The organism is Azospirillum sp. CT11-132, assembly GCF_047302835.1.
Taxonomy (GTDB): Bacteria; Pseudomonadota; Alphaproteobacteria; order Azospirillales; family Azospirillaceae; genus Azospirillum.
This window is the reverse complement of the sequence record NZ_JBGLZA010000003.1, coordinates 587029-612427: the sequence shown is the minus strand read 5'-3', so window position 1 is coordinate 612427 and position 25399 is coordinate 587029. Positions and strand designations below refer to the sequence as shown.

The 25399-nt window shown below is 63.9% G+C and carries 26 protein-coding genes; 11 read left to right on the top strand and 15 right to left on the bottom strand.

Annotation, left to right across the window (positions count from 1 at the left end; translation table 11 throughout):
• The first annotated feature begins 109 nt into the window (after window positions 1-109).
• A complete protein-coding gene (locus tag ACCD06_RS08635) occupies window positions 110-349 on the top strand; it encodes a hypothetical protein (RefSeq protein ID WP_109074449.1) in 240 nt (79 codons plus the stop codon).
• Window positions 350-375: 26 nt separating this feature from the next.
• On the opposite strand, the gene ACCD06_RS08630 is transcribed toward ACCD06_RS08635, so the two are convergent.
• The 7 genes from ACCD06_RS08630 to ACCD06_RS08600 all read right to left on the bottom strand — a co-directional run bounded on the left by ACCD06_RS08630 (window position 376) and on the right by ACCD06_RS08600 (window position 6638).
• Complete coding sequence (locus ACCD06_RS08630) at window positions 376-666, bottom strand: DUF2934 domain-containing protein (protein ID WP_413340081.1); 291 nt, start codon at window positions 664-666, stop codon at window positions 376-378.
• A gap of 124 nt (window positions 667-790) precedes the next feature.
• A complete protein-coding gene (gene mltG / locus ACCD06_RS08625; protein ID WP_136705462.1) occupies window positions 791-1798 on the bottom strand; it encodes an endolytic transglycosylase MltG in 1008 nt (335 codons plus the stop codon).
• 48 nt (window positions 1799-1846) lie between these two features.
• A complete protein-coding gene (gene fabF, locus ACCD06_RS08620) occupies window positions 1847-3109 on the bottom strand; it encodes a beta-ketoacyl-ACP synthase II (protein ID WP_136705461.1) in 1263 nt (420 codons plus the stop codon).
• Window positions 3110-3236: 127 nt separating this feature from the next.
• A complete protein-coding gene (locus ACCD06_RS08615) occupies window positions 3237-3476 on the bottom strand; it encodes an acyl carrier protein (protein ID WP_014247969.1) in 240 nt (79 codons plus the stop codon).
• Between the two features lie 188 nt (window positions 3477-3664).
• Complete coding sequence (gene fabG / locus ACCD06_RS08610) at window positions 3665-4402, bottom strand: 3-oxoacyl-[acyl-carrier-protein] reductase (RefSeq protein ID WP_109074453.1); 738 nt, start codon at window positions 4400-4402, stop codon at window positions 3665-3667.
• A 41-nt stretch (window positions 4403-4443) separates the two neighbouring features.
• Window positions 4444-5385, bottom strand: coding sequence for an ACP S-malonyltransferase (gene fabD, locus ACCD06_RS08605; protein WP_413340078.1), 942 nt, complete (start codon window positions 5383-5385; stop codon window positions 4444-4446).
• Between the two features lie 266 nt (window positions 5386-5651).
• On the bottom strand, window positions 5652-6638 hold the full coding sequence (locus tag ACCD06_RS08600; protein WP_247871596.1) for an acyltransferase family protein: 987 nt from the start codon (window positions 6636-6638) through the stop codon (window positions 5652-5654).
• A gap of 418 nt (window positions 6639-7056) precedes the next feature.
• Here ACCD06_RS08600 and rpsF point away from each other — a divergent pair, with 418 nt between their 5' ends.
• The 9 genes from rpsF to ACCD06_RS08555 all read left to right on the top strand — a co-directional run bounded on the left by rpsF (window position 7057) and on the right by ACCD06_RS08555 (window position 14451).
• The gene (gene rpsF / locus ACCD06_RS08595) at window positions 7057-7497 is read left to right on the top strand and encodes a 30S ribosomal protein S6 (RefSeq protein ID WP_085089177.1); all 441 of its coding nucleotides are present in this window, start codon (window positions 7057-7059) and stop codon (window positions 7495-7497) included.
• Window positions 7498-7767 carry a 30S ribosomal protein S18 gene (rpsR, locus tag ACCD06_RS08590; RefSeq protein ID WP_012974291.1) on the top strand — a complete coding sequence of 90 codons (270 nt, stop codon included), beginning with the start codon at window positions 7498-7500 and terminating at the stop codon, window positions 7765-7767.
• A gap of 50 nt (window positions 7768-7817) precedes the next feature.
• Window positions 7818-8777 (top strand): DUF2232 domain-containing protein, encoded by a 960-nt coding sequence (locus ACCD06_RS08585; RefSeq protein WP_413340075.1) that lies wholly within the window; start codon window positions 7818-7820, stop codon window positions 8775-8777.
• Window positions 8777-9340: a 50S ribosomal protein L9 gene (gene rplI / locus ACCD06_RS08580; RefSeq protein WP_136705457.1), complete on the top strand. Its 564-nt coding sequence runs from the start codon at window positions 8777-8779 to the stop codon at window positions 9338-9340. The genes ACCD06_RS08585 and rplI overlap by 1 nt, the downstream gene beginning before the upstream one ends.
• A gap of 254 nt (window positions 9341-9594) precedes the next feature.
• Complete coding sequence (locus tag ACCD06_RS08575) at window positions 9595-10863, top strand: class I SAM-dependent methyltransferase (protein WP_413340073.1); 1269 nt, start codon at window positions 9595-9597, stop codon at window positions 10861-10863.
• A gap of 325 nt (window positions 10864-11188) precedes the next feature.
• Window positions 11189-12412, top strand: a complete 1224-nt coding sequence (locus ACCD06_RS08570; RefSeq protein ID WP_085089173.1) for an NADP-dependent isocitrate dehydrogenase — start codon at window positions 11189-11191, stop codon at window positions 12410-12412.
• A 148-nt stretch (window positions 12413-12560) separates the two neighbouring features.
• Window positions 12561-12941 (top strand): oxidoreductase, encoded by a 381-nt coding sequence (locus ACCD06_RS08565; RefSeq protein ID WP_413340071.1) that lies wholly within the window; start codon window positions 12561-12563, stop codon window positions 12939-12941.
• Window positions 12942-13046: 105 nt separating this feature from the next.
• A complete protein-coding gene (locus ACCD06_RS08560; RefSeq protein WP_109074459.1) occupies window positions 13047-14003 on the top strand; it encodes an SPFH domain-containing protein in 957 nt (318 codons plus the stop codon).
• A 4-nt stretch (window positions 14004-14007) separates the two neighbouring features.
• Window positions 14008-14451 (top strand): NfeD family protein, encoded by a 444-nt coding sequence (locus tag ACCD06_RS08555; RefSeq protein WP_247871594.1) that lies wholly within the window; start codon window positions 14008-14010, stop codon window positions 14449-14451.
• Window positions 14452-14544: 93 nt separating this feature from the next.
• Here the strand turns inward: ACCD06_RS08555 and ACCD06_RS08550 are convergent, their stop codons facing one another.
• The 8 genes from ACCD06_RS08550 to ACCD06_RS08515 all read right to left on the bottom strand — a co-directional run bounded on the left by ACCD06_RS08550 (window position 14545) and on the right by ACCD06_RS08515 (window position 24594).
• Window positions 14545-14913, bottom strand: a complete 369-nt coding sequence (locus tag ACCD06_RS08550) for a GcrA family cell cycle regulator (protein ID WP_109074461.1) — start codon at window positions 14911-14913, stop codon at window positions 14545-14547.
• Window positions 14914-15087: 174 nt separating this feature from the next.
• Entirely contained in the window at window positions 15088-15888 is an 801-nt protein-coding gene (locus ACCD06_RS08545; RefSeq protein WP_413340068.1) for an anti-sigma factor family protein, read from the bottom strand.
• On the bottom strand, window positions 15888-16439 hold the full coding sequence (locus tag ACCD06_RS08540) for an RNA polymerase sigma factor (protein ID WP_109074463.1): 552 nt from the start codon (window positions 16437-16439) through the stop codon (window positions 15888-15890). The genes ACCD06_RS08545 and ACCD06_RS08540 overlap by 1 nt, the downstream gene beginning before the upstream one ends.
• A gap of 42 nt (window positions 16440-16481) precedes the next feature.
• Window positions 16482-17927, bottom strand: coding sequence for an NADP-dependent isocitrate dehydrogenase (locus ACCD06_RS08535; protein ID WP_413340065.1), 1446 nt, complete (start codon window positions 17925-17927; stop codon window positions 16482-16484).
• 140 nt (window positions 17928-18067) lie between these two features.
• Window positions 18068-20164: a multicopper oxidase family protein gene (locus ACCD06_RS08530; RefSeq protein ID WP_413340063.1), complete on the bottom strand. Its 2097-nt coding sequence runs from the start codon at window positions 20162-20164 to the stop codon at window positions 18068-18070.
• Between the two features lie 183 nt (window positions 20165-20347).
• Complete coding sequence (locus tag ACCD06_RS08525; protein ID WP_413340062.1) at window positions 20348-21088, bottom strand: hypothetical protein; 741 nt, start codon at window positions 21086-21088, stop codon at window positions 20348-20350.
• A 219-nt stretch (window positions 21089-21307) separates the two neighbouring features.
• On the bottom strand, window positions 21308-23071 hold the full coding sequence (locus tag ACCD06_RS08520; protein WP_413340060.1) for an AIPR family protein: 1764 nt from the start codon (window positions 23069-23071) through the stop codon (window positions 21308-21310).
• Between the two features lie 332 nt (window positions 23072-23403).
• Window positions 23404-24594: a vWA domain-containing protein gene (locus ACCD06_RS08515; RefSeq protein ID WP_413340058.1), complete on the bottom strand. Its 1191-nt coding sequence runs from the start codon at window positions 24592-24594 to the stop codon at window positions 23404-23406.
• An 84-nt stretch (window positions 24595-24678) separates the two neighbouring features.
• Between ACCD06_RS08515 and ACCD06_RS08510 the strand changes: the two genes are divergently transcribed.
• Window positions 24679-25257 (top strand): HD domain-containing protein, encoded by a 579-nt coding sequence (locus ACCD06_RS08510; protein WP_413340056.1) that lies wholly within the window; start codon window positions 24679-24681, stop codon window positions 25255-25257.
• The last annotated feature ends 142 nt before the right edge of the window (window positions 25258-25399 follow it).

The following is a 25399-nucleotide window of genomic DNA, read 5'->3' as shown; positions in this document are numbered from 1 at the left end:
TTAAAGTTCTTTTAACCCTATTCGACGCCTAATCAGCCGCGCGGGACATTCGATCCCGAGAAGACGCTCTACCGATCATTAGACCCACACGACACCAAGGGAGCTACCCATGCCCGCACAGAAGGTCGCCGATGAAGTCCGCTTGGCCAGCCGCATCCATGCGCGCCTGCTGGACGCCTTCATCGACTTGACGGAGCGGGAACTGGCCGGACTGGCCCCGGGCTTCGCCGAGGAAAGCCTGATCGAGGCGCTGGAGGCATTGCGCGCCGCCCGCAAGAACTACGGCACGACCGCCGGGGTGATGGTCGTCTCGAACCTGGAATTGCCGCAGGCCTCCAACGCCGCCTGATCCCGGCGGGCTCCGTCGAACTCCGGTCAGGCGGAAGCCGGCTTGCGGCTGCGTGGCTTGCGCGCCTTGGTGGGCTCGGAAGTCGTGGCTTCCGGTCCGATGGACTTCACCGCTGCCCGCGGCTTCGCGTTGGTGGTCTTGCGCGGGGCCTTCACCACCGCGACAACCGGGGCGACGTCGGCAACGGCCGCCGCTTCGGCCAGAATCGCGCGCTCGGCCTGGAACCAGTGGTCGGCGTCGCGGCCGTGTGGACGGCCCTCTTCCAGCCAGATCGCATAGGCGCGGTCACGGATGCGCTGTTCGACATCCACGCTCATCACATCTCCCCAGGGAATGGTGGTTGGGCTTGCTGCGATGCGAAGACTGCACAATTCGCAAAATACACGCAACCAAGCGGATCGTTATCGGCCCTCCGCCGCAGACCGCCGTACTCCCCGGCCGTCACTCCGATGACGTTTCGCCGTGGTCGGGCTGTCGGCTCTGCTGAACTTCGCGCCATTTGGCGACGTTGCGGTTGTGGTCGGACAGCGACTTGGCGAAGACATGACCGCCGGTGCCGTCGGCAACGAAATACAGGAACTCGTGCCGCTCAGGCTTCATCGCCGCCTGGATCGACGCCTTGCCCGGATTGGCGATGGGACCCGGCGGCAGGCCGGTCGCCACATAGGTGTTGTAGGGCGATTCGAACTTCCAGTCGTTGCGGGTCAGCGCCCGGCCGAGTTCTCCACTGCCATCGGACAGCGCGTAGATCACCGTCGGGTCCGACTGCAGCTTCATACCGGCCTCCAGCCGGTTGACGAAAACCCCCGCCACCCTGGGCCGCTCGGCAGCGATGCCAGTCTCCTTCTCGACGATGGACGCGAGGGTCAGCGCCTGCTGCGGCGTCTCGAAGGGAAGGTTCTGGTCACGGGTCTTCCACGCCTCCGCCAAGGTCTGGGTCATCGCCGTCTGCATCCGCTCGATCAGGGTGCTGCGGCTGTCGCCATAGGCGTAGTGGTAGGTCTCCGGCAGGAGCGAGCCTTCCTTCGGCGGCTTCGCGAGGTTGCCGGTCAGCATGGTTTCCCGTTCCAGAAGCGCCACCACTTGGGCCGAGGTCAGCCCTTCCGGCACGGTGAGGCGATGCACGACGGTGCGGCCCTGGCGCATCTGCTCCAGGACACCCTCGATGCTGATTCCTGCGGGGAACTGGTATTCGCCGGCCTTCAACTCACGGAAGGTGCCGGACAGCTTGGCCGCGGCGACGAACACCAGCGGCGAGCCGATCACGCCGGAGTCGCCCAGCGTGATGGCAATGGCCTCAAGCCCGCTGCCGCGCGGGATGACGACCGTCTCAGCCTGCTCCAAAGGTCCGGGGGCCGAATAGCGCTGGTAACCCCAGACGCCGATTCCGCCCGCCGCACCGACCGCGAGGGCCAGCGTCCCCGCGAAAATCCGGAGACCCCAGCCCATCGCTCACCTCTTGAAGACTGCAGACCGCAACGTCGGTGGGAGCTTCGCTTACGCGAATTCCTTGAACACCAGCGAGGCGTTGGTGCCGCCGAACCCGAAGGAGTTCGACAGCGCCGCACGCACGCGGCGCTCCTGCGCGACCTTCGGCACCAGATTGACGCCCATGCAGCTTTCCGAGGGATTCTCGAGATTCAGCGTGGGCGGCACGATGCCGTGGTTGATCGCCTTGATCGAGTAGATCGCCTCGACCGCACCGGCGGCCCCCAGCAGGTGGCCGATGGCCGACTTGGTGGAGGACATCGCCAGATTGTTCATGGCGTCGCCGAACAGGCGCTTCACCGCACCCAGCTCGATCTCGTCGCCGAGCGGCGTCGAGGTGCCGTGGGCGTTGACGTAATCGATGTCGGACGGGTTCAGGCCGGCGCGCTTCAGCGCACCCTTCATGGCGCGGAAACCGCCATTGCCGTCTTCCGCCGGAGCGGAGATGTGGTAGGCGTCGCCCGACAGGCCGTAACCGACGACCTCGGCATAGATGGTGGCGCCGCGCTTCTTGGCGTGCTCCAACTCTTCCAGCACGACGACACCGGCACCCTCGCCGATGACGAAGCCGTCGCGATCCTTGTCATAGGGACGCGAGGCCTTTTCGGGCGTGTCGTTGAAGTTGGTGGACAGCGCGCGCATGGCGGCAAAACCGCCGACACCGAGACGGCTGACCGCCGCCTCCGTGCCGCCGGCGACCATGATGTCGGCATCATCCCACATGATCAGACGGGCGGCATCGCCGATGGCGTGCGCGCCTGTCGAGCAGGCGGTGACGACCGCGTGGTTGGGGCCCTTGAAGCCGTGCTGGATCGAAATGTGGCCGGAGGCCAGATTGATCAGGCAGCCGGGGATGAAGAAGGGCGACAGGCGGCGCGGACCCTTTTCATGCAGGGTCACGGCGCCGTCGGCGATGCCCGGAAGGCCGCCGATGCCCGAACCGACCATGACGCCGGTCCGCTCGCGCTCTTCATCGGTCTGGGGAATCCAACCCGAATCCTTGATTGCTTCCTGCGCCGCGGCGATTGCGAAGATGATGAAATCATCCATCTTGCGCTGATCCTTCGGCGAAACGAAGGAGTCGGCGTTAAACTCGCCTTCACCCGTTCCGCGCGGGAGCTGCCCGGCGACTTTGGAGGCCAGGTCCGAAGCATCGAACCCCGTGATGCCGCGGATTCCCGACGTTCCGGAAATCAGCCGCTCCCAGTTCAGCGTGTGGCCGACGCCGAGCGGCGTGACCATACCGAGTCCGGTGACGACGACACGTCTCATGAGGCTGTTCCTTGACCTTTCCTCGAATAAACTGTCGACGATCTGGTCGTCGACGGCCAGGCCCCGCGCTGCTGGTATCGCAATTGCGGTTCGCCTGGCCCTCGGGGGCTCAATGCCCGCGGCCCGATCAGGCGGCGGCGTTGGCCTTGATGAAGTCGATGGCGTCCTTCACCGACAGGATCTTCTCCGCGGCGTCGTCCGGGATCTCGACACCGAACTCTTCCTCGAAGGCCATGACCAGCTCGACGGTGTCGAGGCTGTCGGCGCCCAGATCGTCGATGAAGGAGGCGTTCTCCACCACCTTCGACTCCTCGACACCCAGGTGGTCCACAACGATCTTCTTCACGCGCTCGGCGATGTCGCTCATCTTTTAAGACCTTCCAATCCTTGAAACCGCTCGGGATAATCCGGTCGGAGCAACACGCGAAGAACGTGCCGTCCTGCCGCGAAAAGCCCCGTCCGATAACACATTTCAGCAGCCTTGACCAGCACCCGCGAGGGAGCCCGGTTGGCGCCGTTCTTCACACGTGGCGATGCCGCCCCGTCGGATCCTCATCAGATCATGGCCATGCCGCCGTTGATGTGCAGCGTCTGGCCGGTGACGTAGGCGGCCTCCTCGCTCGCGAGGTACACGACCCCGGCGGCGATCTCGTCCGGCTGGCCCATGCGGCCGGCCGGAATGGCGGGGAGCAGCTTCTGCTTCTGCTCGTCGTTCAGGGCGTCGGTCATGGCCGTGGTGATGAACCCCGGCGCGACGCAGTTGACGGTGATGTTGCGCGAGGCCAGCTCGGCGGCCAGCGACTTGGACATGCCGATCAGGCCGGCCTTGGACGCGGCATAGTTGGCCTGCCCCGGATTGCCGGTGACGCCGACGACCGACGTGATGTTGACGATGCGGCCCCAGCGGCGCTTCATCATGCCGCGCATGGCGGCCCGCGACAGGCGGAAGGCCGCCGTCAAGTTCACGTCGATGACCGACTGCCAATCCTCGTCCTTCAGCCGCATCGCGATCTGGTCGCGGGTCAGGCCGGCGTTGTTGACGAGGATGTCGATCTTGCCCAGGGCCGCCTCGGCGTCCTTGAACAGCTGCTCGGTCGCCGCCGCCTCGGACAGGTTGCCGGGCACGACGAAGGCGCGCTCGCCCAACTCGGCGGCCAGGGCCTCCAGCGGGGCGACGCGGGTGCCGGACAGCGCGACGGCGGCGCCCTGGGCATGCAGCGCACGGGCGATCGACGCGCCGATGCCGCCGGACGCGCCGGTGACGAGGGCCGACTTGCCGGTCAGGTCAAACATGGATGGCCTCACGAGGCTGATGTATCACGGGGCTGATGTGGTCACAGGGTCTTCAGGAACGACTCGACATCGGCCGGCGTTCCGACCGACACCGCCGTCAGATCCTTGTCGATGCGCTTGGTCAGCCCGGCGAGGACCTTGCCCGACCCGACCTCGACCAGCCGCTCGACACCCTGCTCCTTCATAGAGAGCACGCATTCGCGCCAGCGGACCATGCCGGTCACCTGTTCGACCAGCAGGCGGCGGATGGCGTTGGGGTCCGACACCGCCGAGGCGGTGACGTTCGCCACCACCGGAACCACCGGAGCGGAGATCGTAACGTTCGCCAGAGCCTCCGCCATCGCATCGGCGGCCGGCTGCATCAGCGAGCAATGGAAGGGAGCAGACACCGGCAGGCGCACCGAGCGCTTCAGCCCGCGTTCCGCCGCCAGGGCAATGGCCCGGTCGATGGCGTCGGCGCTGCCGGAAATCACCACCTGCCCGACAGAGTTGTCGTTGGCGATGCTGCACACTTCGCCCTGGGCGGCGTCGGCGGCAATGGCCTGCGCCTGATCCAGGTCGGCGCCCAGCAGGGCCGCCATGGCGCCCCTGCCGACCGGAACCGCCTTCTGCATCGCCTGCCCGCGCAACTTCAGCAGGCGCGCTGTGTCGCCCAGCGAAAAGGCACCGGCGGCGCAGAGCGCCGAATATTCGCCCAACGAGTGGCCGGCGACGAAGGTGGCATGCTTGGACAGGTCGACCCCGCCCTCGCTCGCCAGAACCCGCATCACCGCGACGCTGACCGCCATCAGGGCGGGCTGCGCGTTCTCGGTCAGGGTAAGGTCGGCCTCCGGGCCTTCGACCATCAGTCGCGACAGCCGCTGGTTCAGCGCGTCGTCCACCTCTTCGAAGGTGTGACGAGCGACTTCGAACGCTTCGGCGAGTTCGCGGCCCATGCCGACAGCCTGGCTGCCCTGCCCCGGAAAGACGAACGCCCTGGTCATGCTTCGGTGAAACCCTGGATGAATGCGCCCCGCCCCTGCGGCGGCACCATGGATTGGGCGACAGTCATACCCTCACTTTTGAGCAAGTCAAGCGACGCGCGATGACCAAAGCGACAATGGTGCGATAAAAGGCCACGTATTGACGCAGAAGGCCCACGAAAAACCGCCGTGCGGAAGGGGTTGTTCGTGGGCTGACCCAGACGTACCGCAAATCGGGTCTTGCGGGTCTTGCGCCTTATGCTGCGGCGCAAATCAAAGCGCCGCGGTCATGCCTTGCCCACCAGCGCCACCCTGGTCCAGGGCCTGATCTGTGCCAACGCCTCCAGCACCATCGGGCCGATCAGGCCGGCGATCAGCGCCACGCAGAAAATCACGCCATCCCCGGCGTCCAGCCGGTGCAGCACCACCCGCGCGCCGGCGGCGAACAGGGCGTGATGCAGGTAGATGGCGTAGGAGGAGGCTCCCACCATCCGGAAAACCCGGCCCGACGGCATGGCATGCAGCAGCGTCACCGCTCCACCCATCCCGCACAGCAGCGCGACACCGCTGTTCCAGCCGAAATGGGGCAGATAGCCCCACAGCGACGCCTGATGCAGGGCAACGCCGATGGCGAGCGCGGCAGCGGCGCCGCCAACCATCGCCGACCGGGAAACCATGGCGCGGAAGCGGGTCACCCCCACCCCCAGCAGGAAGTGCGGCAACAGGAAGCAGGCCTCGTTCACCGACAAGACGTTCGAGTCGACATGGACCGTCAGGCACATGACCACCGCAGCCGCCATGGCGAGCACAAAGCCCCCTGGCCGGTCCATCGCGTGCAGCGCGTCGAGCAGCGCGACGCCCGTGAAGATCAGGAATAGCGCCTGCAGATACCAGAAGTGGGCATAGGAAAAGACGTAGATCCGCCACATCGAATCGGGGGCCGCTGTTCCGTTCGCACCCGGTGCATGCGTCTGCAGCAGATAGAAGAGAGTGGACACCACCAGGAACGGAAAGCCCAGCCGGCGCAGCTTCTTGACGAAGAAGGTGCTCAGGCGGTCGCCCCTGGCCGGGTTCAGGGCGTAGACGAGCCCTGAAATGAAGGTGAAGAGCGGCATGCGGATCAGTTCGAAGCTGTCGGTGGCGTAGCGGTAGACCGACCCCTCCGCCACCTGCATGCCGGCCCCGGGAATACCGACCACGTGGTACGCGACCAGCAGGATGCAGGCCAGCCCCCTCAGTTCCACGACATGATACGGCAACATGTTCTTGCGCATGGCTACTCCAGGCACCGGGCTGTCAGCGCCGCGGACGGAGCGCGTGGTCGAGCGACACACCGCAAGCTCCGCCGTAAACGGCAGGCTGAACATGGCGCCTGGAGCGATCCAATGCACTTCGGTCAAATGCGCCGGAGCTTATCCCGCGCGATAGCCACCCCTGCTCCGCCCCGCCCAACCCATGCCCAGAGCAGCGCGGCGGGGGTCATCCGGGCAGCTCTCTATAACGCGAATAGATTTTTCCGAAAGGTGGCGCAGCCCGGCCCGGATTTCCGCTTGCTACCACCGCCGGCCTGTGCATACTGCGCCGCTTCATAACTCCTTGCCGGCGGTCCGCCGTCGGCTAGGCCCGGGCAGCTGATCCGATCCATGAGGGATGGGGCGCAGCGCCGGACCATGAACAGCCATGGGGAGTGCAATGGCACTTTACGAGTGCGTGCTGATCGCGCGCCAGGACATTTCGGCCGCCCAGGCCGAGCAGCTCTCTGAGCAGTTCGCCCAGATCGTTCGCGACAACGGCGGCACGATCGCCAAGAGCGAATATTGGGGTCTGAAGACCCTCACCTACAAGATCAAGAAGAACCGCAAGGGTCACTACACCCTCTTCAACATCGACGCGCCGGCCGCCGCCGTCGCCGAGATGGAGCGGAACATGAGCATCAGCGAAGATGTGCTGCGCTTCATGACCGTGCGTGTCGACGCCCTCGACGCCAACCCGTCGGCTATGATGCAGAGCCGCAACGAGCGTGGTGAGCGCGGCGATCGTGGCGACCGTGGTCCGCGTCGCTTCGACGACCGTGGCCCGCGTCCGCCGCGCCGCCAGGAAAACGTTGCCGCCGCCGAAGGGGAGACCGCGTAAATGTCCGACAAGCAGACCACGGGCGCTCCGGCCCGCACCGGCGGCGCACGCCGCCCGTTCTTCCGTCGCCGCAAGACCTGCCCGTTCTCGGGCGCGAATGCTCCGGCGATCGACTACAAGGACGTCAAGCTGCTGTCCCGCTTCATCTCCGAGCGCGGGAAGATCGTCCCGAGCCGCATCACCGCGGTCTCGACGAAGAAGCAGCGTGAACTGGCCCGCGCCATCAAGCGCGCCCGTTTCCTGGCCCTTCTCCCCTACGTGGTGAAGTAAGCCCGGCAAACGGCCGAACTGTTTCGGTGAAGGTTCTTCAAGGGGTTTCCATGGCCTTGGGTCCGGCCGTACCGCTGGTGGTCGCCGTCGGCGGCGGTCTGGCAAGCGCATTCTTCTACCTGTCGGTGACGTTCGGCGGGATGGGTGCGCTGATCCTGGGCTATCTGGCCCCCCTGCCGCTGTTCCTGACGGGGCTGTGGCTGGGGGCGCCGGCGGTGATGCTGGCCGGTCTGGCCGGGGCCGCCGCGGTGATGTTGGGCACCTCCGGCAGCACGCTGGTGGCGCTGTCCTACCTGGTGACCGGGGCCGCCCCGGCAATCCTGGTGGTGCGGCAGTCGCTGCTGGCGCGCACGCGGGAGGATGGAACCCTGGAATGGTATCCGCCCGGCCGGGTCCTGATGGGCCTGACCGGGATGGGCGTGGCGGCGCTGCTCGCCGCGGTGATCCTGACGCTCGACCAGCCCGGTGGGTTGGAAGGGCTGATGCGGCAGACCCTGGCTCGAGTCGTCGAGCCGGCGTTCCGTTCGCAGGGCCAGCCGGTTCCGGATCCCGAGGATTTCTGGGTAGCGGCCGTCCTGCCGGGGCTGGTTGCGGTCTCATGGCTTGTCATGACGATCGTCAACGCGGTGCTGGCGCAGGGGGCGCTGATGCGGTTCGGCCGCAACCGGCGCCCTGCCATGCGTCTGGCCGAGCTGGAATTGCCGCATTGGCTGGCGCCCCTGTTCGCGGTGGCGGTCGCGGCGGCCTCGGCCGTACCGGGAACCTTCGGGTTCCTGGCGGTCAATCTGGCTCTGATCCTGGCGGTACCCTTCGCCTTTGCCGGACTTTCGGTGGTCCATGTATTCGCCAGCAGCAAATCGGCGCGCACGCTGATCCTGGTTGGCTTTTACATGATGCTGTTTCTCTTCGGGTGGCCGATCCTGCTTTTGGTCGGCCTGGGCATGATCGAGCAATGGATCGGGCTGCGCCGCCGGTTTTCCCCCGCGGCCCCCGGTCAGGAGGACGAGTGATGGAAGTTATTCTGCTGGAGCGGGTCGAGAAGCTCGGCCAGATGGGTCAGGTCGTGAATGTGCGTCCCGGCTTCGCCCGCAACTATCTGCTGCCGCAGAAGAAGGCCATGCGCGCCACCAAGGCGAACCTGGCCGTCTTCGAGAAGCAGAAGGCCCACCTTGAAGCCGTGAACCTGGAGCGCCGCAAGGACGCCGAGCAGGTTGCGACCAAGATGGACAACGTGTCGGTCGTCGTGATCCGTCAGGCCGCCGAGACCGGCGTCCTGTACGGTTCCGTGACCACCCGCGACGTCTCCGACGCGCTGACCGCCGCCGGCTACAAGACCGACCGCAAGCAGGTCCAGATCGACACCCCGATCAAGACCCTGGGTCTGTTCAAGCTGCGCGTCGTCCTGCATCCGGAAGTGTCGATCACGGTCACGGTCAACGTCGCCCGTTCGGCCGAAGAGGCCGAGCTGCAGGCCCAGCGTGGTGGCATGATCACCGCCGCCGACCTGCGCGACGAGGAAGAGGAAGAAGAGACCTACGTCGAAGAGACCGCGACCGAGGAAGAGGAGGGCTGATCGCCCTTCTGCGGCTGAAGTCCCGAAGACGCCTTTGGGATTTTGGCGGCACGTCGTACCGCTCGTCCGGAAACCGCCCGCCCCATTCGGGGCCGGGCGGTTTTCCGCGTTCTGGGCAGGCGGCAGCAACGACAGACATGACTGTGTGCATACGTCCGCAATACCCAATTGGGTAGCAATTCTGACCGATTGACGAATTGTCGCACCCCTTCCTGCGCGCCATGCTTGGAACGGCACCGCGGAAGGAGTTCGGCATGCTGCTGGTTCGTCTGCTTGCCGCCGCCAAGGGCGACGGAACCCTCAATCTCATTACGGCCGATGGGAAGCACCATCGGATCGGATCCGGGTCACCAAACCTGACCCTCCGCCTTCACGACCGCGCCGTGGAGCGCGACCTGCTCATCAATCCGCGCCTGCGGTTCGGCGAAGCCTATATGAACGGCCGTTTTTCGATCGAAGGTGGCGGCATCTACGATTTGCTGTCGATGCTGATGAGCGGTGCCGAGGTGCAGGGCGCGCTGGGCCGCGCCCTGGAGTCGCTGTCGCCGCTGCTGCGTCGCGTGCAGCAATACAACCCGATGCAGCGTTCCCGCCAGAATGTGGAGCACCATTACAACCTGTCACGCCAGTTCTACCAGCTGTTCCTCGACCGGGACATGCAGTATTCCTGCGCCTATTTCGCGGAGCCCGGTCTGTCGCTGGACGAGGCTCAGGAGGCCAAGAAGCGGCACATCGCCGCCAAGCTGCTGATCGTGCCTGGCATGCGGGTGCTCGACATCGGCTGCGGCTGGGGCGGCATGGCGCTCTATCTGGCGCGGCACACCGGAGCGCGGGTGACCGGCATCACCCTGTCGTCGGAACAGCTCGCCGTGGCGCGCCAGCGGGCGGAAGAGGCAGGGCTGTCCGACCGGGTCACCTTCGAACTGCGCGACTATCGCGAGTTCGCCGCCGCCCATCGCGGGGCCTTCGACCGCATTGTCTCGGTCGGCATGTTCGAGCATGTCGGCGTGCCGCAATACCGCAACTACTTCGACGCAGTGCGCGACATGCTGAACGACGAGGGCGTGGCGCTGATCCATTCCATCGGTCGGCTGGACGGACCGGCAAGCACCAACCCCTGGATCCGGAAATACATATTCCCCGGCGGCTATTCCCCTGCCCTGTCGGAGGTGCTGCCGGTCATCGAGCGGTCCGGCCTGCTGGCCACCGACCTGGAGGTTCTGCGCCTGCATTACGCCGAGACCTTGCGCCACTGGCGGGCCCGCTTCACCGCCCATTGGGAGGAGGCGAAGGCACTGTATGACGAGCGCTTCTGCCGGATGTGGGAGTTCTATCTGGTCGGCGCCGAACTGGCTTTCCGCCTGCAGGGCCATATGGTGTTCCAAGTGCAGGTCGCCCGCTCGCTGGGCGCCGTGCCGCTGACACGCGACTACATGCTGAATGCGGAACGGGACATTGCCGGCGCATCGGCCGACCAATCGGCGGAGTTGCGGCCGTCTCGCACCCCGGAGTCGGCGGCCTGACCGCACAAAGGGCCGGATTTGTAGTTCTTGGACGGCATTCCGCCGCCAAAACGGCTCGATCCGGCCAACCGGTAATACCAATTGACTATCATGGCCGGCTGCGGGGCTGCGTTGCAAGCGGAATCATGCGACATCGACGCCTAAGCCACCGCCGTGCCTTCCTTTCCGTCACGGGGCGATGCTATATAACCGCGATTGATTTCCGCCCGGGGTACCGGGGAGCCACCCAAGCGGCATGCTCCCCGGCAACAAGCGCCCGCTGGACGACGCGCCCGGCTCCTAAGGAATGACAACGCCCTTACCCGTTCGGGGAGATCTCGCACCCATGACCAAGATCAAGGTAGCCAATCCGGTCGTCGAACTCGACGGCGACGAGATGACGCGCATCATCTGGCAGTTCATCAAAGACAAGCTGATCCTGCCCTACCTCGACATCGACCTGAAGTACTACGACCTCGGCATCGAGAACCGCGACAAGACCGACGACAAGGTCACCGTCGAGTCCGCGAACGCCATCAAGCAGTATGGCGTCGGCGTGAAGTGCGCGACCATCACCCCGGACGAAGCTCGGGTGAAGGAGTTCAACCTCAAGAAGATGTGGAAGTCGCCGAACGGCACGATCCGCAACATCCTGGGCGGCACCGTCTTCCGCGAGCCGATCGTCTGCTCCAACGTTCCGCGCTACGTCCCGGGCTGGACCAAGCCGATCATCATCGGCCGTCATGCCTTCGGTGACCAGTACAAGGCCACCGACTTCGTCGTTCCCGGCCCGGGCAAGATGACGATCAAGTGGGAAGCGGCCGACGGCAGCCAGCAGATCGAGCACGAGGTGTTCGACTACCCGAGCGCCGGCGTGGCGATGGGCATGTACAACCTCGACGATTCGATCGAGGGCTTCGCCCACTCCAGCTTCATGTACGGCCTGGAGCGCGGCTACTCGGTCTATCTGTCGACGAAGAATACGATCCTGAAGGCCTATGACGGCCGCTTCAAGGACATCTTCCAGAAGGTCTTCGACGAGACCTACGCCGACCAGTTCAAGGCCAAGGGCCTGGTCTACGAACACCGCCTGATCGACGACATGGTCGCCTCGGCCCTGAAGTGGGAAGGCGGCTTCGTGTGGGCCTGCAAGAACTACGACGGCGACGTTGAGTCGGACGTCGTGGCGCAGGGCTTCGGCTCGCTCGGCCTGATGACCTCGGTCCTGGTCACGCCGGACGGCAAGACCGTCGAGGCCGAGGCCGCCCACGGCACGGTGACCCGCCACTATCGCGAGCACCAGAAGGGCAAGGAGACCTCGACCAACCCGATCGCCTCTATCTATGCCTGGACCCAGGGTCTGGCCTACCGCGGCAAGTTCGACAACACCCCGGACGTGATCAAGTTTGCCCAGACGCTGGAGCGCGTCTGCGTCGAGACCGTCGAGTCCGGCTTCATGACCAAGGATCTCGCCATCCTGATCGGCCCGCAGCAGCCGTGGCTGACCACCAAGCAGTTCCTGGACAAGCTGTCGGACAACCTGGAAAAGAAGATGGCCGCTTGGTCGTAAGGCCGGCGCCGTCTCTGTCCAGCGCTTATACTTCACAGGGTGCGACGCCGCGTCCGGGTCAAACCGGACGGCGGCTCAGCTAGGGTTCGGGCGGGGAGTTTCGGCTCCCCGCTTTTTTCTTGCCCGATTCGTGAAAGGACCGAACCCGATGCCCAACAATCTGTTCCGTGTCGCCGTCGTGGGCGCCGGCGAGACCGGAACGCCGCTGCTGCGCAAGTTGCTGGCCGCCCCCTTCGTCGAGTTGCTGGGTGTGGCGGACCTCGATCCCGAGGCGCCGGGTATGCGGCTTGCGCACCATCGCGGCGTGAAGACCACCACCAATTTCCACGAGCTGGCGCAGTTGGGCGAGCAGTTGGATGTGCTGATCGACGTCACCGGCGTGACGGCCGTGCGCGATGCGCTGCGCAAGGCGATGCAGGAGACCGGCAACCACCATACGGTGATCGTCCACGAGATGGTCGTGCAGCTGATGCTGTCGCTGCTGAATGGCGAACTGGTCCGGCTGAAGCACGACACCCAGGATTATTGAGACGGATCGTCGCGGCGGAGGCGGGATTTGCAGCCTCCGCGAATTGCCTCATGATGGGCAGAGGACGCCCGGCGCGGCGTCCGCCCATGTCAGGAGCGGCCATCGATGGAACTCGGCATTCTGGTTATCGCGGCGTTCGTGCTGGTCGTCATCCTGGCGATCACCAGCGTCCGCATCGTCCCCCAGGGCTTCAACTTCATCGTCGAGCGGTTGGGCCGTTATCAGGAAACGCTGCATCCCGGCTTCAACGTGATCTTTCCGATCATCAGTTCTGTGCGGGCCAAGGTGGACATGCGCGAGACGGTGGTGGATGTGCCGTCGCAGAGCGTCATCACCAAGGACAATGCCGCGGTGACCGCCGACGGCGTCCTGTATTTCCAGGTGATGGACCCGATGAAGTCGACCTATGAGGTCAACGACCTGCAGCGGGCGACCCAGACACTGGCGATGACCACCATCCGCACGGTGATGGGCTCCATGGACCTGGACGAGCTGCTGAGCCAGCGCGAGGCGATCAACGCCAGCCTGCTGCGCGCGGTGGACGAGGCCACGGCCTCCTGGGGCGTGCGGGTGACCCGCATCGAGCTGCGCGACATCACCCCGCCCGAAGACATCGTCCAGGCGATGGGCCGGCAGTTGAAGGCCGAGCGCCTCCGCCGCGCCCAGATCCTGGAGGCCGACGCCGAGAAGGAAAGCCAGATCCGCATCGCCCAGGGCAAGCTGGAAGCCGCCAAGCTGGAGGCCGAAGCACGCGAGCGCCTGGCGGAGGCGGAGGCCAAGGCCACCCGTCTGGTGTCGGAGGCGGTGGCCCAAGGGTCGAACCAGACGCTGGGCTATTTCCTCGGCCAGAAATACATGGAGGCCTTGAAGGCCTTTGCCGCGTCCCCCAACCAGAAGACCATGATCCTGCCGGTGGAATTGGCTGGCGTCGCCGGTGCGCTGGCGGGGTTGGGCGATCTGGTGCGCGATGCCACCCCGCCCCGGCCGCCCTCCTCGCCTTCACCCGCTCCGCGTAATCCCTGGTCGGTGCCACCCACCACGACCGCGTCGGACGGGGAGTGAGCGAATGTCGCCATTGTTGTGGGGAGCGCTGGGTGCCGTGCTGATCGCGGCGGAACTGGTGATCCCCGGTATTTTCCTGGTTTGGTTCGGTGGGGCGGCGCTGCTGACCGGGCTGGTGACGGCGCTGTGGCACGACTGGGGACTGGTCAATGAGGCCGGATTCTTCACCGTCGCCGCAGGCGCGGCGGTCTCGGTCGCCATCATCCTTGCCCGTCGCCGCAACGCATCGGTGGAGGGCAATGCGGAGCGGATCAATGACCGCGCCGGGCAGCTGGTCGGACGCGCGGTGACGCTGAGCGAGCCGATCGTCAATGGACATGGACGGGTGTTCGTCGGCGATACCTTGTGGTCGGTCGAGGGTCCCGATCGGCCGGCAGGTGCGGCGATGCTGATCGCCGGACACAAGGGGATGGTGCTGGTGCTTCGCGATGCGGCAGAGGGACGGTAAGGCCTTCCCAGCGTGGCCGATCACGGGATGTTGCCAACAAAAAAGCCCGCCTCTCCCCCGAGAGCGGGCTTTTTTGAATGGCTTGTCGACCGGTCAGGCGGCGCCGACGTTCCGGTCTTCCTCACGCTTCTTGCCGCCAGAGGCGGGCTGGTAGGCCAACGCGGCGTGTTCCGCGCAATAGGGCATGCCGGGCAAGGCGTTCTTGCCGCAGAAATGGAAATCCTGGTGCTTCGGATCGCCGACCGGCCATTTGCACATCCGCTCCGTCAGAGCAAGGATGGTGGCGCCGCGCGTCGGCTTCTTCTTGATGGGCGACGGCCGGCCCGACAAGCCCAGGCGATGGGCCTTGCCGATGACCGCGTTGCGGGTGATGTCTCCCAGAATGTCGGCGATCTCGCTCGCGCTCAAACCCTGGGACCAGAGATCCTTGAGCTGTTGAATCCGCTCGTCCGTCCAACTCATCCCCGAGTACTCCCGATCCGGTGTCCGGTTATGCTGTGGCAAACAGGTCACGGTCTAGTGCCGTTTTCCATAAGCCGCAACATTTTGTGCCAGCCGGTGAAGAAGCTACCAGATGACGGCCGCAGACGATAGGGGGGCGCGGCAACATTCCTGTTGATAAGTCCGTGGGTAGACTCACGAGTTCAGCGCGCCATAGACCTCTTCGGCGACGCCGGACAGGGTATCCCGATCGGCTTCTCCGGCGACGGCCAGCGCCAACCCATTGTCCTGCCAATACAAAGCGCGCACACCGCCATCCTGGGCGAAGCGGAACGCCGAACCAGAGGTATTGGGAGAGGGGCGGATATACAACGTGATGCGACGCCCAGCCGCATCCTCGTACATGTACATTGCCACAGGTCCAGCGGAATCGGCCAAAAGCCGCCCGCCGATCAGTTGGTAACCCCCCCTTGTGACTTTTGGGCAACGCATGTTCTTGCCCAAGCGCTTGGACAGCCAGTTCACCAGATGGGCTTCCTCATCGACGCCGATCTCGACCGGATGGCGGACCTCGACGGAGAAGACGCGATGGGCGGCGACGGCATCGGCGATGAAGGCGGCGGTCAGCGGCTCGGCCCGCCAGCCGACGCGGTCGCGCAGCAGCCAGCCGCCGGCGCCGCCGGCGACGAACATCAGGAGGGAGGCGGCGATCGCCGTGCCCCACCAAAATCCCCTGCCCCGGCGTTGCGAGACCGGAGCGGCATGGTCGCGCGCGGTGAAGGGCGGGGTCAGGCGGTCGGGCAGCGGCTGGTCGATCAGCGGGCCGAAGCTCTGGCCCAGCAGCGAGCGCTGGGCACGGTAGCGTTCGAAGCGCTGGGCGATCTCGGGATTGTCGGCAAGGTGGCGCTCGACGTCGGCCAGCCGTTCCTCCGGCAACTCTCCGTCCAGCCAGGCATGAAGCTCGGCCTCAGTCACGGGATTGCTGGTGCCGCTCATCACTTGATCCTCCTGACGACCTGCTGGGTTCCACCGTCCAGCAGGACCCTCAATTTCTCGCGCGCCCGGGCCAGCCGCGACATCACCGTCCCGATCGGCAGTTCCAGAACCTCCGCCACCTCGCGGTAGGACAGCCCCTCCATTCCCGTCAGCAGCAGGATGGTGCGGTGCTCGTCGGACAGCTGGGCGAAGGCGCGGACGAAGTCGCGCACCGCCCCGCGGTCGGCCGGCGGGGCGCTCAGCGCCAGATCGTCGGCGAGATCCTCCACCGGCACCTCCGCGCCGCGCCGGCGCCGGCCGCGCTGACCGGAGATGTGCAGGTTGTGCAGGATCGTCATCAGCCAGCCGCCGAGCTTCGACGGGTCACGCAAGGCATGACGGTTGGCCAGCGCCTTCTCCACGCAGTCCTGCACGAGGTCGTCGGCGTCGAACCGGTTGCCCACCAGGGCGGTCGCATAGCGCCGGAGCCGCGGCACATGCGCGGCGATGGCGCGGTCGTCGATGTCTGGCGGGGTCATGTCGGGTCCGGGCAGGGCGTCGTCACCTGTCATGACGCCCTGCCCTGCCGGTTTATTCCCGCTGCGGCCATGGGATCACTGACCCGGCGAGGAGAAGCCGGCCTTGCCGTCGAAATTGCTGAGATTCTCGGTCTGGGTGAAGTCGATCCCCGCTTCAGCCAAGCGGCCAAGCAGTTCCACGATGGCGCCGTGCTGCACCGGGCCGTGCTGCGACAGGAAGCGGCAGCGCCAATGGTCGGTGCAGAAGACGTCGGCGTTGCCGTCCGGCCAAACCCGCTGCGAGCGGTTGGAGATGCTGGTCAGCTTCAGCGAGTCGGTCGACAGCGGCAGCACCAGCTCGGCCAGATCGTCCGGCAGCCCGCCGGACCATTGCAGGAAGACGTCGACGCCGACCAGTTCCTTCAGCGCACGCACGCGCGGGGCCAGCCGGTTGATGCCGTCATAGGCAGGACGCGCGGTCGAATAGCCGACCGGCGGCATGGTGACCGGGGTCTGGCCCAGCCGCTCCACCACCGCCTCGGCGAAGGCGGCGGTGCCGGCGCGCACCCGGCCCAGCCCGCGGGCGTAGATGTCGGCGGTGTGGATGCCGTCCTCGATGGTCTTCAGCCACGCATTGTGGATGCGCGCGGCGATGTCGCCCTGCCCGATATGGACCAGCATCATCACAGCGGCCATCAGCAGGCCGGACGGGTTGGCGATGCCCTGCCCGGCGATCATCGGGGCGGAGCCGTGGATCGCCTCGAACATGGCGCAGGTCTCGCCGATGTTGGCGGAACCGGCCAACCCCACCGAGCCGGTCAGCTGGGCGGCGATGTCGGAAACGATGTCGCCATAGAGGTTCAGGGTGACGATGACGTCGAAGCGCTCCGGCTGGTCGGCCAGACGGGCGGCGCCGATGTCGACGATCATATGGTCGGCCTTGATCTCCGGATAGTCGGCCGCGATTTCATAGAAGATTTTCAGGAACAGCCCGTCCGTCATCTTCATGACGTTGTCCTTGACGAAGGCCGTCACCTTTTGCCGGTGATTGGAGCGGGCGAAGTCGAAGGCGTAGCGGACGATTCGCTCCGACCCCGGCCGCGAGATCAGCTTGACCGACTGGATCACGTCGTCGGTCTGGCGATGCTCGATGCCGGCGTAGAGGTCTTCCTCGTTCTCGCGGATGATGACCACGTCCATGCGCGGGTGCCGGGTCCGCACATAGGGGTGGTAGGACACGCAGGGACGGACATTGGCGAACAGGCCGAGCGTGGTGCGGGCGACCACGTTCAGCGACTTGTTGCCATATCCCTGGGGCATGGTGATCGGCCCCTTGAGGAAGACCCGCGTGCGGCGGATCGACCCCCAGCCAGCGGCATCCAGCCCGCCGGGATGGCCCCGCTTGTAGACGGCCTCGCCTGCCGGAACCTCTTCCACCTTCAGCCGCGCGCCGGCCGCGTTCATCACATATAGCACCGCGTCCGTGATCTCTGGGCCGATGCCGTCGCCGCGTGCGACCGTGACGGGGGTGATATCGCGCATGCACTCACTCCAAGGGGACGCGCGACCGTAGACGCAAACAGGGGCCTTTTTCAATGGTTGGAGGCAGCGACGGATCGCAGCAACGGGCGGAGCGCACTCCCTGCCTCCCGGCCTGACGGAAGGAGGGAGTGCGCCACCGGTCAGTGATGCGCCCCGGCGACGCCGCCGCGGCCGTCGGGCACGCCGATGCTGACATTCTGCATCATGCCCTGGTCCTCGTGGTCGAGGATGTGGCAGTGCAGCACATACTCACCGATGAAGCGCTCATAGCGGGTGCGGACGGTCACCTTGTAGACGCCCTTCGGCGGCTGGTCGGTGGTGAGAGCGCTGCTGTTGTCGCTCTTCACCCAGATGGTGTCCTTCCACACGCCCTTCATGCCGGCATAGTCCGGATCGCCCGAACCGGGCTCGCTGACGTCGCGCCCGTCGGGACCGATGATCGAGATGATCTCGAACGGATTGACGTGGATGTGGAAGGGATGGCTGACGAAGTAGGAGGCCAGTTCCCACTGCTGGGCGGTGCCCAGAACCACCGGCCGGTTGACCACGCTCGGCTGGTAGGCGGCGGCGCCCTTCGGACCATAGGTGCCGTCGGGGTTCTCGACCACCTGGAAGCTGTTGGCGACCTGGAACAGCGGATTGGTGCGCTTGCCCCCTTCCGGCGGCAGGTTGATGAAGAAGGTCAGTTCCTGCTTGGGTTGATTCATCACCTCATGCTCGGTGATCGGCCGGTGGGCGGTGAACTTGGCAAAGCGCGGGCAATAGGGGGTGTCGACCATGGTCTTGGCGAAGCAACGCGCGGTCAGCCCGTCGATGACCTCCTTGGCGACCGACGGCGCGTATTTCGTCGCGTTGACCGTCAGCTGGCGGATGGTTTCCTTCACCGGGTCCTTGACCACGCGGTCGCCCTTCACCCGGACGAAGCCGAGCACGCCGGTGGAGGTGGCGGTCTGGTCCGGGCTGGAATTGGCCGCCGACGGCTTGTTGACGACGCAGTAGATGCCGGGTTCGGGGAAATTGACCAGCAGGTCGTCACGATAGCCCGGCTGCATCGGCACGCTGGTGCGCACCTGCCCTTCGGTCATGGTCAGGCCGTCGGAGGCCGCCAGGATGTAGGGCACCGGCTGCCCGGTGCAGCGTTCCTTGGCGAAGCGGTCCTGGTCGGCGGCCGACAGGGTCTTCTCCCGCTGGAGGAAGTCGGTGACGTCCAGCTTGCGGAATTCCACCGTGATGGGAGAGCGGACGCCGCCATGGATCAGGCGCCAGCGTTCGGCCTGCCCGGTCTTCGCATTGGCGAACATCGGGCGCACGCGGCCGTTGACGGTGGTGAAGCGCCCGGACTGTTCCCAGGTGCCCGGCCCGAACTGCTGGTAGGACACGACCTCGCCCACCTCGCCCGGCGCGCAGCTCCAGTCGATCGAGCCGTCGGACTTGGTCTTCAGCTGGCCGTCCTTGGTGCAGGCGTAGGGGATCTGCTCGAACAGCAGGACCCGCTCGGTCATCGGCACGCCCTTGGGGCTCTTCAACAGGGTGTCGAGGTCGCCGTTGGCCTCCGGGGTCGGCGGGCGGTCGCCGCGGATGATCAGCGCGCCGGCCATGCCGCTGCCGACCTGCAGGGCGGTCGAGCCGTGGCGGTGCGGGTGGTACCAGAAGGTGCCGGCCGGATGGTCGGCCGGGATGTTGTATTCATACTCGAAATCGACGCCAGGATTGATCGACACCAGAACGTTGTCGCTGTTGCCGGTCGGGCTGACCCAGACACCGTGGCTGTGCAGGTTGGTGCCGTTGAAGCAGTGCGGCGTGTTGATGTCCGCCGCAGCCTGATTGGCGCAGTTCGGATCGTCCGGCAGCTGGTTGTGCAGCTTGATGCGGACGGTGTCGCCCGGCGTCGCTTCGATGGTCGGCGCGACATAGGGATGGGCGGGGTCGACGTTGGTGCCGCGATAGCTGCGCAGCCGCACCGCGTCCGGACGGCCCTGGGCCGGGTTGCGGATGTAGCCGTCGGTGAAGGAGACGAACAGGTCGTAATTGCGCGACTGGCCGGCGTGCGGACGCGCGGTCGCCTGCGGCTGGCGCATCAGCAGCGAACCGACGCGGGGCGATTCGGAGTTGGTCAACACCGGCGGATTGCCGACCGCCTCTCCGGCCGTTTCCGCACTGTCCTTCGCCGCAATGGCGGACGGCGCCGCACCCAGCGCGAGGGGCAGCAGCAGGCCGATCAAATATGCATGCCTCATGAATTACTCCCTCTGAAAAGACTTATGGGAGCCGATATGATTCCTGATAATTGATCTTTTCAACGGTTATACACGTCCCTTCATATGGAGCCGGACTGCCTGGGCGGGGGACCGACGGCGGTGAATGGAACGTTTGAACCGCTGTGAACCGTTTTCCGGGCGGCGTTCCATCGTTGCATCCGCTCACCGGCGGCGGGTGAAGGCGCCCTGCCCGCCCCGCCGTTCCAGCGCCGAGCCGAGGTTGGGGAAGGCATCGTCGGGGTTGTAGGTCCAGGGATAGACGCCCTTCGGCCCCTCGGCTTCCGGCCGGGCGAGGATGGCGGCGACCTCCGCCGAGTTGGGCGGCGTGCGCTCGCGCAGCGCGCCGGGGACGGAGTCGTCGTCGAACGGTTCGGCAGGGTCGGCAAGGTCGGCCGAAGCGGCCGGGGGTGCCGGCTGCGGATCGGCGGGCGGGAGGTCCGGAGATTTGGTGGAGGGAGCGGCGGCGGGGGTGTTCTCCCTGCCGTCCTTGCCGGGCTGGGCGTCGAACTCCTTGAACAGGCCGAGCCGCTCGGCCAGCCAGCGCACGGTGGAGGGATCACCGGCGGAAACCAGCCGTTCGATCTGCTCCGTCACCTGGGCGCGCAGCGAGGCGAGCCGCAGGTCCGATTCGCGGTTCAGCGCCTGCCTTTCCCACCAGACGCGATGGCGGAACGCCTTCGACCCGTAATAGGCCCGCCACAGCGTGGTGCGGCTGCAGCCCATGGCGCGGGCGACCTGCATGAAGGAGGCCCCGCGCGCCAGCATGCCGGCGGCCATGATCCACTGTTCCTCATGGAAGCGCGAACCGGGGACGAGGGAGCCTTCGGGCGGGACCGGCGGCTCCTCGGCCCAGAGCGGGAAGCGGTCGGCGGGGTGGCTGGCGGGGGGCAGGCAGTCGGGCATGGGGCAGTTCCTCAATTATAGGCAACTGCACCCAGCATACCGGATTTCCGCTCTTTCAAAGGACAAAAATCCTAAAATTTTTCGCCGCGATTGCGCTATGAAATTCTTAGCAACACGTTTATTTTGGCGATGCTGTTGAAGATCAATTCACTTTGCGCACGTGATGCTCACCCAATTAGAAGGTGGAATAGGGCAAATTAGCCCTATTCCACACTAGTATTAAGCCACCACTTTTGACGCGAACTCGCTAAAAGTGGCCTGCTGCAAATTCCGGATTGAAGCGACTACACCAACAAAATTCGGTACAGTTCTGTTAACACTTTCATTCGAAATACGGTTCCTGGAAAAAGCAGACTCAAGCTGATTTGATAGAGACAACATCATATCGACTATTGGCATCCACAATGAAACTGCTCGACCTGGACTAATGTTGTCACGGAAAATTAAGTCAAACCTGTTTGGTATGGGCTTTGAAAGAATCGTTTCCATGCATTGTGAAATCACATGAAGCAAAAGATAGTTTGCTCCTTTGTTATTCAAAAAATCTAGACTGTTTTTCTCAACTTGCGTAAGAGAAAGCTTATCCTGCTTCTCCCGCGAAGAAAGATCAAGCCTCTTCTCATTTATAGCCGTCAGCAAAGAGTAGCAGAAAACAATATGCCTAGCAGTTGTTCTCTCCGTGAACGTCTGTCGATAGTTATTTTCGTTTGTCCAGAGCTCTGATTTCTTATCATAAGCTGTTACTGGATTTCCGTGAAAAGCAGCCAGAGATTGGCCGACCGTATATGAGGGAAGCGTAAACTTGCTTCTTCTGATTGCATCACTGGCACCTCCACGCCTTCCTCCTTCGTACTCAGCCTCTGGGATAGATTCAAACTCTAATCTGAGACGCTCTTGTATCTGATCGGTACTCCTGAAGTCAGCTGCTTGTAACTTATTTTGAAGGTTATTATACCTAACCACATTTGCTACGATAGAGTCTTTACTTGCTTTAACAAACCGGATCGGGATTTTTAGATCTCCAGACGGGCGACTCTCGAGGCTTCCGATCGAGCCTGTAGTTTGCGCGCCATTTACGATCGCAATTCCAGTAATTTTCAGCTTTCTACCAGATCTAGTACGGCGCCCGAGCTCATAGTCGAGCACTAGCGCTGTAACTCCGTTATTATATACATAGAAATTCTTCGGCTGCGTGTTGGCAGTATTCTTAATACCGTTATTAATATTAGAATCACTATCTCGCGATCCTAGATACCCTCTCAGATTCGCGGAAAAAAGGTCTGTGCCATATTTGTTATACAGACTATACAGCCACTCACCGTTTACATTAGTTACAATAGAGCTCCAGTCGGTCTCTTCCGTTTCCACAGCATCGGGAACGGACAGATTAAATTCATCTGTCACAATGACTGTTCTCTCGGCCTGCATATAAAGCCGGCCAAGCTTAGCGTTACATATTTCTTCAGCAAATATGTTAATGTCACGACCAGATGAATAGTTAGACAATGCTACGCGAGCCGATTTTTCAACAGCCCGAAGTTCCTCTTCGACATTTTTAGAGGCAGGAACATTATGAACATACCATATGTATATCTGTTTAACATCGCCAGAATTGATAGCTGATCTAAGCTCATCGGCCCGTCCACGCAAACTAGCAGGTAAATCATCAATGTTTGCAGACAAAAGCCAAGTTATAGCAGTGTTGAGATCAGATGCCTTGTTAGAAGGAGCCGCTTCACGAGCTCTCTGCGAAACATAACATTGCGCAATTATAGCAATCCGTCGCTCTTTGTCGACGTAGAGAACATCACATTTCTTATCATCACCGCCACCAGTGATGGACTCAGCTGCAATCGTTTGTATATCGTCAAGATTAAATCTAAGGTTTATTGCAAAAACTCCAATTGCATCGTCTGATAAGCTATAATTCTCTTTCATAACCCGAAATGCATTGAACCACGAAGAATCAACATCCTGAGGCATTATAAATTCCTAGCATGTGTCAGCGAATGCGAGTTCGTTTACGATATCAGCACGCATAGGAAGAAATCAACCCAATCCATCGTCGCTTTTTTTGACACCGGGAGAACCATGTCATACATACGGCGAATTTCCGCAACCATTAAGATAAAAACGGGAAAATATCGGTAAATATCAAAAATTCTTCGAAATTTGAATCGCCACTTAAGATGAGCGCGACGCACATAATAAACGAAATCCTAGAAACACAGAGAAGTCTATGATATTATAATGGTTGTTATTGTGTTTTTACCGCAATCTTTTAATATTCTCCTCTTCTCTTTCCCCTTTGATCCTCACCTCCCCAACTCCCGCATAGCACCGTCCAGCCCCTCCAGCGTCAGTGGGAACATACGGCCTCCCATCAGGCGCTGGAGCAGGCGGGTGCTTTCCGTGAAGTCCCAGTATTGCGGCGGGGTCGGGTTCAGCCACACCGCCTTGGCGTAGACCGACAGCAGGCGCTGCATCCACACCTGACCGGCTTCCTCGTTCCAGTGCTCGACGCTGCCGCCGGGATAGACGATCTCGTAGGGGCTCATGGCGGCGTCGCCGACGAAGACCAGCTTGTAGTCGGCGGGATAGGTGTGCAGGACGTCCCAGGTGGACAGGCGCTCGGTGTGGCGGCGGGCGTTGTCGCGCCAGACGCCCTCGTAGACGCAGTTGTGGAAATAGAAGTGCTCCAGGTGCTTGAATTCGCTGCGCGCGGCGGAGAACAGCTCCTCCACGAGGCGGATGTGGTCGTCCATCGAACCGCCGACGTCGAGGAACAGCAGCACCTTGATCGTGTTGTGACGCTCCGGAACCATCTTCAGGTCGAGCCAGCCGGCGTTGTTGGCGGTGGCGCGGATGGTGCCGGGAAGGTCCAGTTCGCTGGCGGCGCCGCTGCGGGCGAATTTGCGCAGGCGGCGCAGGGCAACCTTGATGTTGCGGGTGCCGATCTCAACCCGGTCGTCCAGATTCTTGAACTCGCGGCGGTCCCACACCTTGACGGCGCGGCGGTGGCGGCTCTCGTGCTGACCGATGCGCACGCCCTCCGGGTTGTAGCCGTAGGCGCCGAAGGGCGAGGTGCCGGCGGTGCCGATCCATTTCGATCCGCCCTGGTGCCGGCCCTTCTGCTCGGCCAGACGCTGGGCCAGCGTCTCCATCAGCTTGTCCCAGCCGCCGAGCGCCTGGACCTGCGCCTTCTCCTCGTCGGTCAGGAAGCGTTCGGCCAGCTTGCGCAGCCATTCCTCTGGCAGGTCTGCGACGGGGACCTCGTCGGCGGCTGCGGCCTCGTCGGTCAGGCCCTTGAAGGTGGCGCCGAAGACGCGGTCGAAGCGGTCGAGGTTGCGTTCGTCCTTAACCAAGCATGCACGACTGAGATAATAGAAATCCTCGACGCGGAAGGACGCGGTGCCCTGCTTCATGGCCTCCATGAGCGTCAGGTACTCCGTCAGCGAGACGGGGACGCCGGCCTTGCGCAGATCGAAGAAGAAAGACGTGAACATGGGCGCGGTCCTTCGAATCGGAGACTCCCAAGGATGGGGGCCCCGGGGCGGAGAATAATGCAATGCCCCAGCCGAGAGAACAGCATGAGCCTTCCAAATTCCTCCTTGTCCGGCGCTCCCCTCCTCGATTTTGCGCGGGCGCTGGATTTCGCCGCGCACAAGCACATCGACCAGCGCCGCAAGGGCGTGCGGGCCGAGCCCTACGTCAACCACCTGTCGGAAGTGGCCCTGCTGGTGGCGCAGGCGACGGAGGGGAAGGACCATGTCGTGGTGATCGCGGCGCTGCTGCACGACACGCTGGAGGACACCGACGCCAGCTATGAGGAGATCGAGGAACTGTTCGGCATCGAGGTGGTGCAGGTCGTCGCCGAGACCACCGACGACAAGCGCATGTCGAAGGCCGAGCGCAAGCAGCACCAGATCGACGCCGCGCCCCATGCCTCGACGCGGGCGAAGCTGGTGAAGCTGGCCGACAAGGTGTCGAACCTGCGCTCCATGGCGCACAGCCCGCCCGCCGACTGGCCGCTGTCGCGCAAGGTCGAGTATTTCGAATGGGCCTATGCGGTGGTCGCGGGCCTGCGCGGCGTCGATGCCCGGCTGGAGGCTCTGTTCGACCGCGCCTATCACGACGGGCTGGCGGAACTGCGCGGACAGGCTGCGTGAGGGGCCGGCGCGGGGAAATGAAGGGGTAAATCGAGCCGAGGGGGGCTGAATCGGGGCCGGATTGATTTCGCGCAATGCGGCTTCATAACGGAAGTCTTATGGAGAAGGGAATGCCGCCCGTGCCGCTGACGGCCGAGGAAAC

Excerpts from the sequence above, each read along its gene's own strand:
- ACCD06_RS08600 (WP_247871596.1), bottom strand. The coding sequence starts at position 6,638 with ATGCGCAAGAACATGTTGCCGTATCATGTCGTGGAACTGAGGGGGCTG.
- ACCD06_RS08555 (WP_247871594.1), top strand. The coding sequence starts at position 14,008 with ATGTCGCCATTGTTGTGGGGAGCGCTGGGTGCCGTGCTGATCGCGGCG.
- mltG (WP_136705462.1), bottom strand. The coding sequence starts at position 1,798 with ATGGGCTGGGGTCTCCGGATTTTCGCGGGGACGCTGGCCCTCGCGGTC.
- ACCD06_RS08510 (WP_413340056.1), top strand. The coding sequence starts at position 24,679 with ATGAGCCTTCCAAATTCCTCCTTGTCCGGCGCTCCCCTCCTCGATTTT.
- fabG (WP_109074453.1), bottom strand. The coding sequence starts at position 4,402 with ATGTTTGACCTGACCGGCAAGTCGGCCCTCGTCACCGGCGCGTCCGGC.
- ACCD06_RS08630 (WP_413340081.1), bottom strand. The coding sequence starts at position 666 with ATGAGCGTGGATGTCGAACAGCGCATCCGTGACCGCGCCTATGCGATC.
- ACCD06_RS08565 (WP_413340071.1), top strand. The coding sequence starts at position 12,561 with ATGCCCAACAATCTGTTCCGTGTCGCCGTCGTGGGCGCCGGCGAGACC.
- ACCD06_RS08545 (WP_413340068.1), bottom strand. The coding sequence starts at position 15,888 with ATGAGCGGCACCAGCAATCCCGTGACTGAGGCCGAGCTTCATGCCTGG.
- ACCD06_RS08635 (WP_109074449.1), top strand. The coding sequence starts at position 110 with ATGCCCGCACAGAAGGTCGCCGATGAAGTCCGCTTGGCCAGCCGCATC.
- ACCD06_RS08530 (WP_413340063.1), bottom strand. The coding sequence starts at position 20,164 with ATGAGGCATGCATATTTGATCGGCCTGCTGCTGCCCCTCGCGCTGGGT.
- ACCD06_RS08560 (WP_109074459.1), top strand. The coding sequence starts at position 13,047 with ATGGAACTCGGCATTCTGGTTATCGCGGCGTTCGTGCTGGTCGTCATC.
- rplI (WP_136705457.1), top strand. The coding sequence starts at position 8,777 with ATGGAAGTTATTCTGCTGGAGCGGGTCGAGAAGCTCGGCCAGATGGGT.
- fabF (WP_136705461.1), bottom strand. The coding sequence starts at position 3,109 with ATGAGACGTGTCGTCGTCACCGGACTCGGTATGGTCACGCCGCTCGGC.
- ACCD06_RS08585 (WP_413340075.1), top strand. The coding sequence starts at position 7,818 with ATGGCCTTGGGTCCGGCCGTACCGCTGGTGGTCGCCGTCGGCGGCGGT.
- rpsR (WP_012974291.1), top strand. The coding sequence starts at position 7,498 with ATGTCCGACAAGCAGACCACGGGCGCTCCGGCCCGCACCGGCGGCGCA.
- ACCD06_RS08515 (WP_413340058.1), bottom strand. The coding sequence starts at position 24,594 with ATGTTCACGTCTTTCTTCTTCGATCTGCGCAAGGCCGGCGTCCCCGTC.
- rpsF (WP_085089177.1), top strand. The coding sequence starts at position 7,057 with ATGGCACTTTACGAGTGCGTGCTGATCGCGCGCCAGGACATTTCGGCC.
- ACCD06_RS08570 (WP_085089173.1), top strand. The coding sequence starts at position 11,189 with ATGACCAAGATCAAGGTAGCCAATCCGGTCGTCGAACTCGACGGCGAC.
- fabD (WP_413340078.1), bottom strand. The coding sequence starts at position 5,385 with ATGACCAGGGCGTTCGTCTTTCCGGGGCAGGGCAGCCAGGCTGTCGGC.
- ACCD06_RS08550 (WP_109074461.1), bottom strand. The coding sequence starts at position 14,913 with ATGAGTTGGACGGACGAGCGGATTCAACAGCTCAAGGATCTCTGGTCC.
- ACCD06_RS08520 (WP_413340060.1), bottom strand. The coding sequence starts at position 23,071 with ATGCCTCAGGATGTTGATTCTTCGTGGTTCAATGCATTTCGGGTTATG.
- ACCD06_RS08525 (WP_413340062.1), bottom strand. The coding sequence starts at position 21,088 with ATGCCCGACTGCCTGCCCCCCGCCAGCCACCCCGCCGACCGCTTCCCG.
- ACCD06_RS08575 (WP_413340073.1), top strand. The coding sequence starts at position 9,595 with ATGCTGCTGGTTCGTCTGCTTGCCGCCGCCAAGGGCGACGGAACCCTC.
- ACCD06_RS08615 (WP_014247969.1), bottom strand. The coding sequence starts at position 3,476 with ATGAGCGACATCGCCGAGCGCGTGAAGAAGATCGTTGTGGACCACCTG.
- ACCD06_RS08535 (WP_413340065.1), bottom strand. The coding sequence starts at position 17,927 with ATGCGCGATATCACCCCCGTCACGGTCGCACGCGGCGACGGCATCGGC.
- ACCD06_RS08540 (WP_109074463.1), bottom strand. The coding sequence starts at position 16,439 with ATGACAGGTGACGACGCCCTGCCCGGACCCGACATGACCCCGCCAGAC.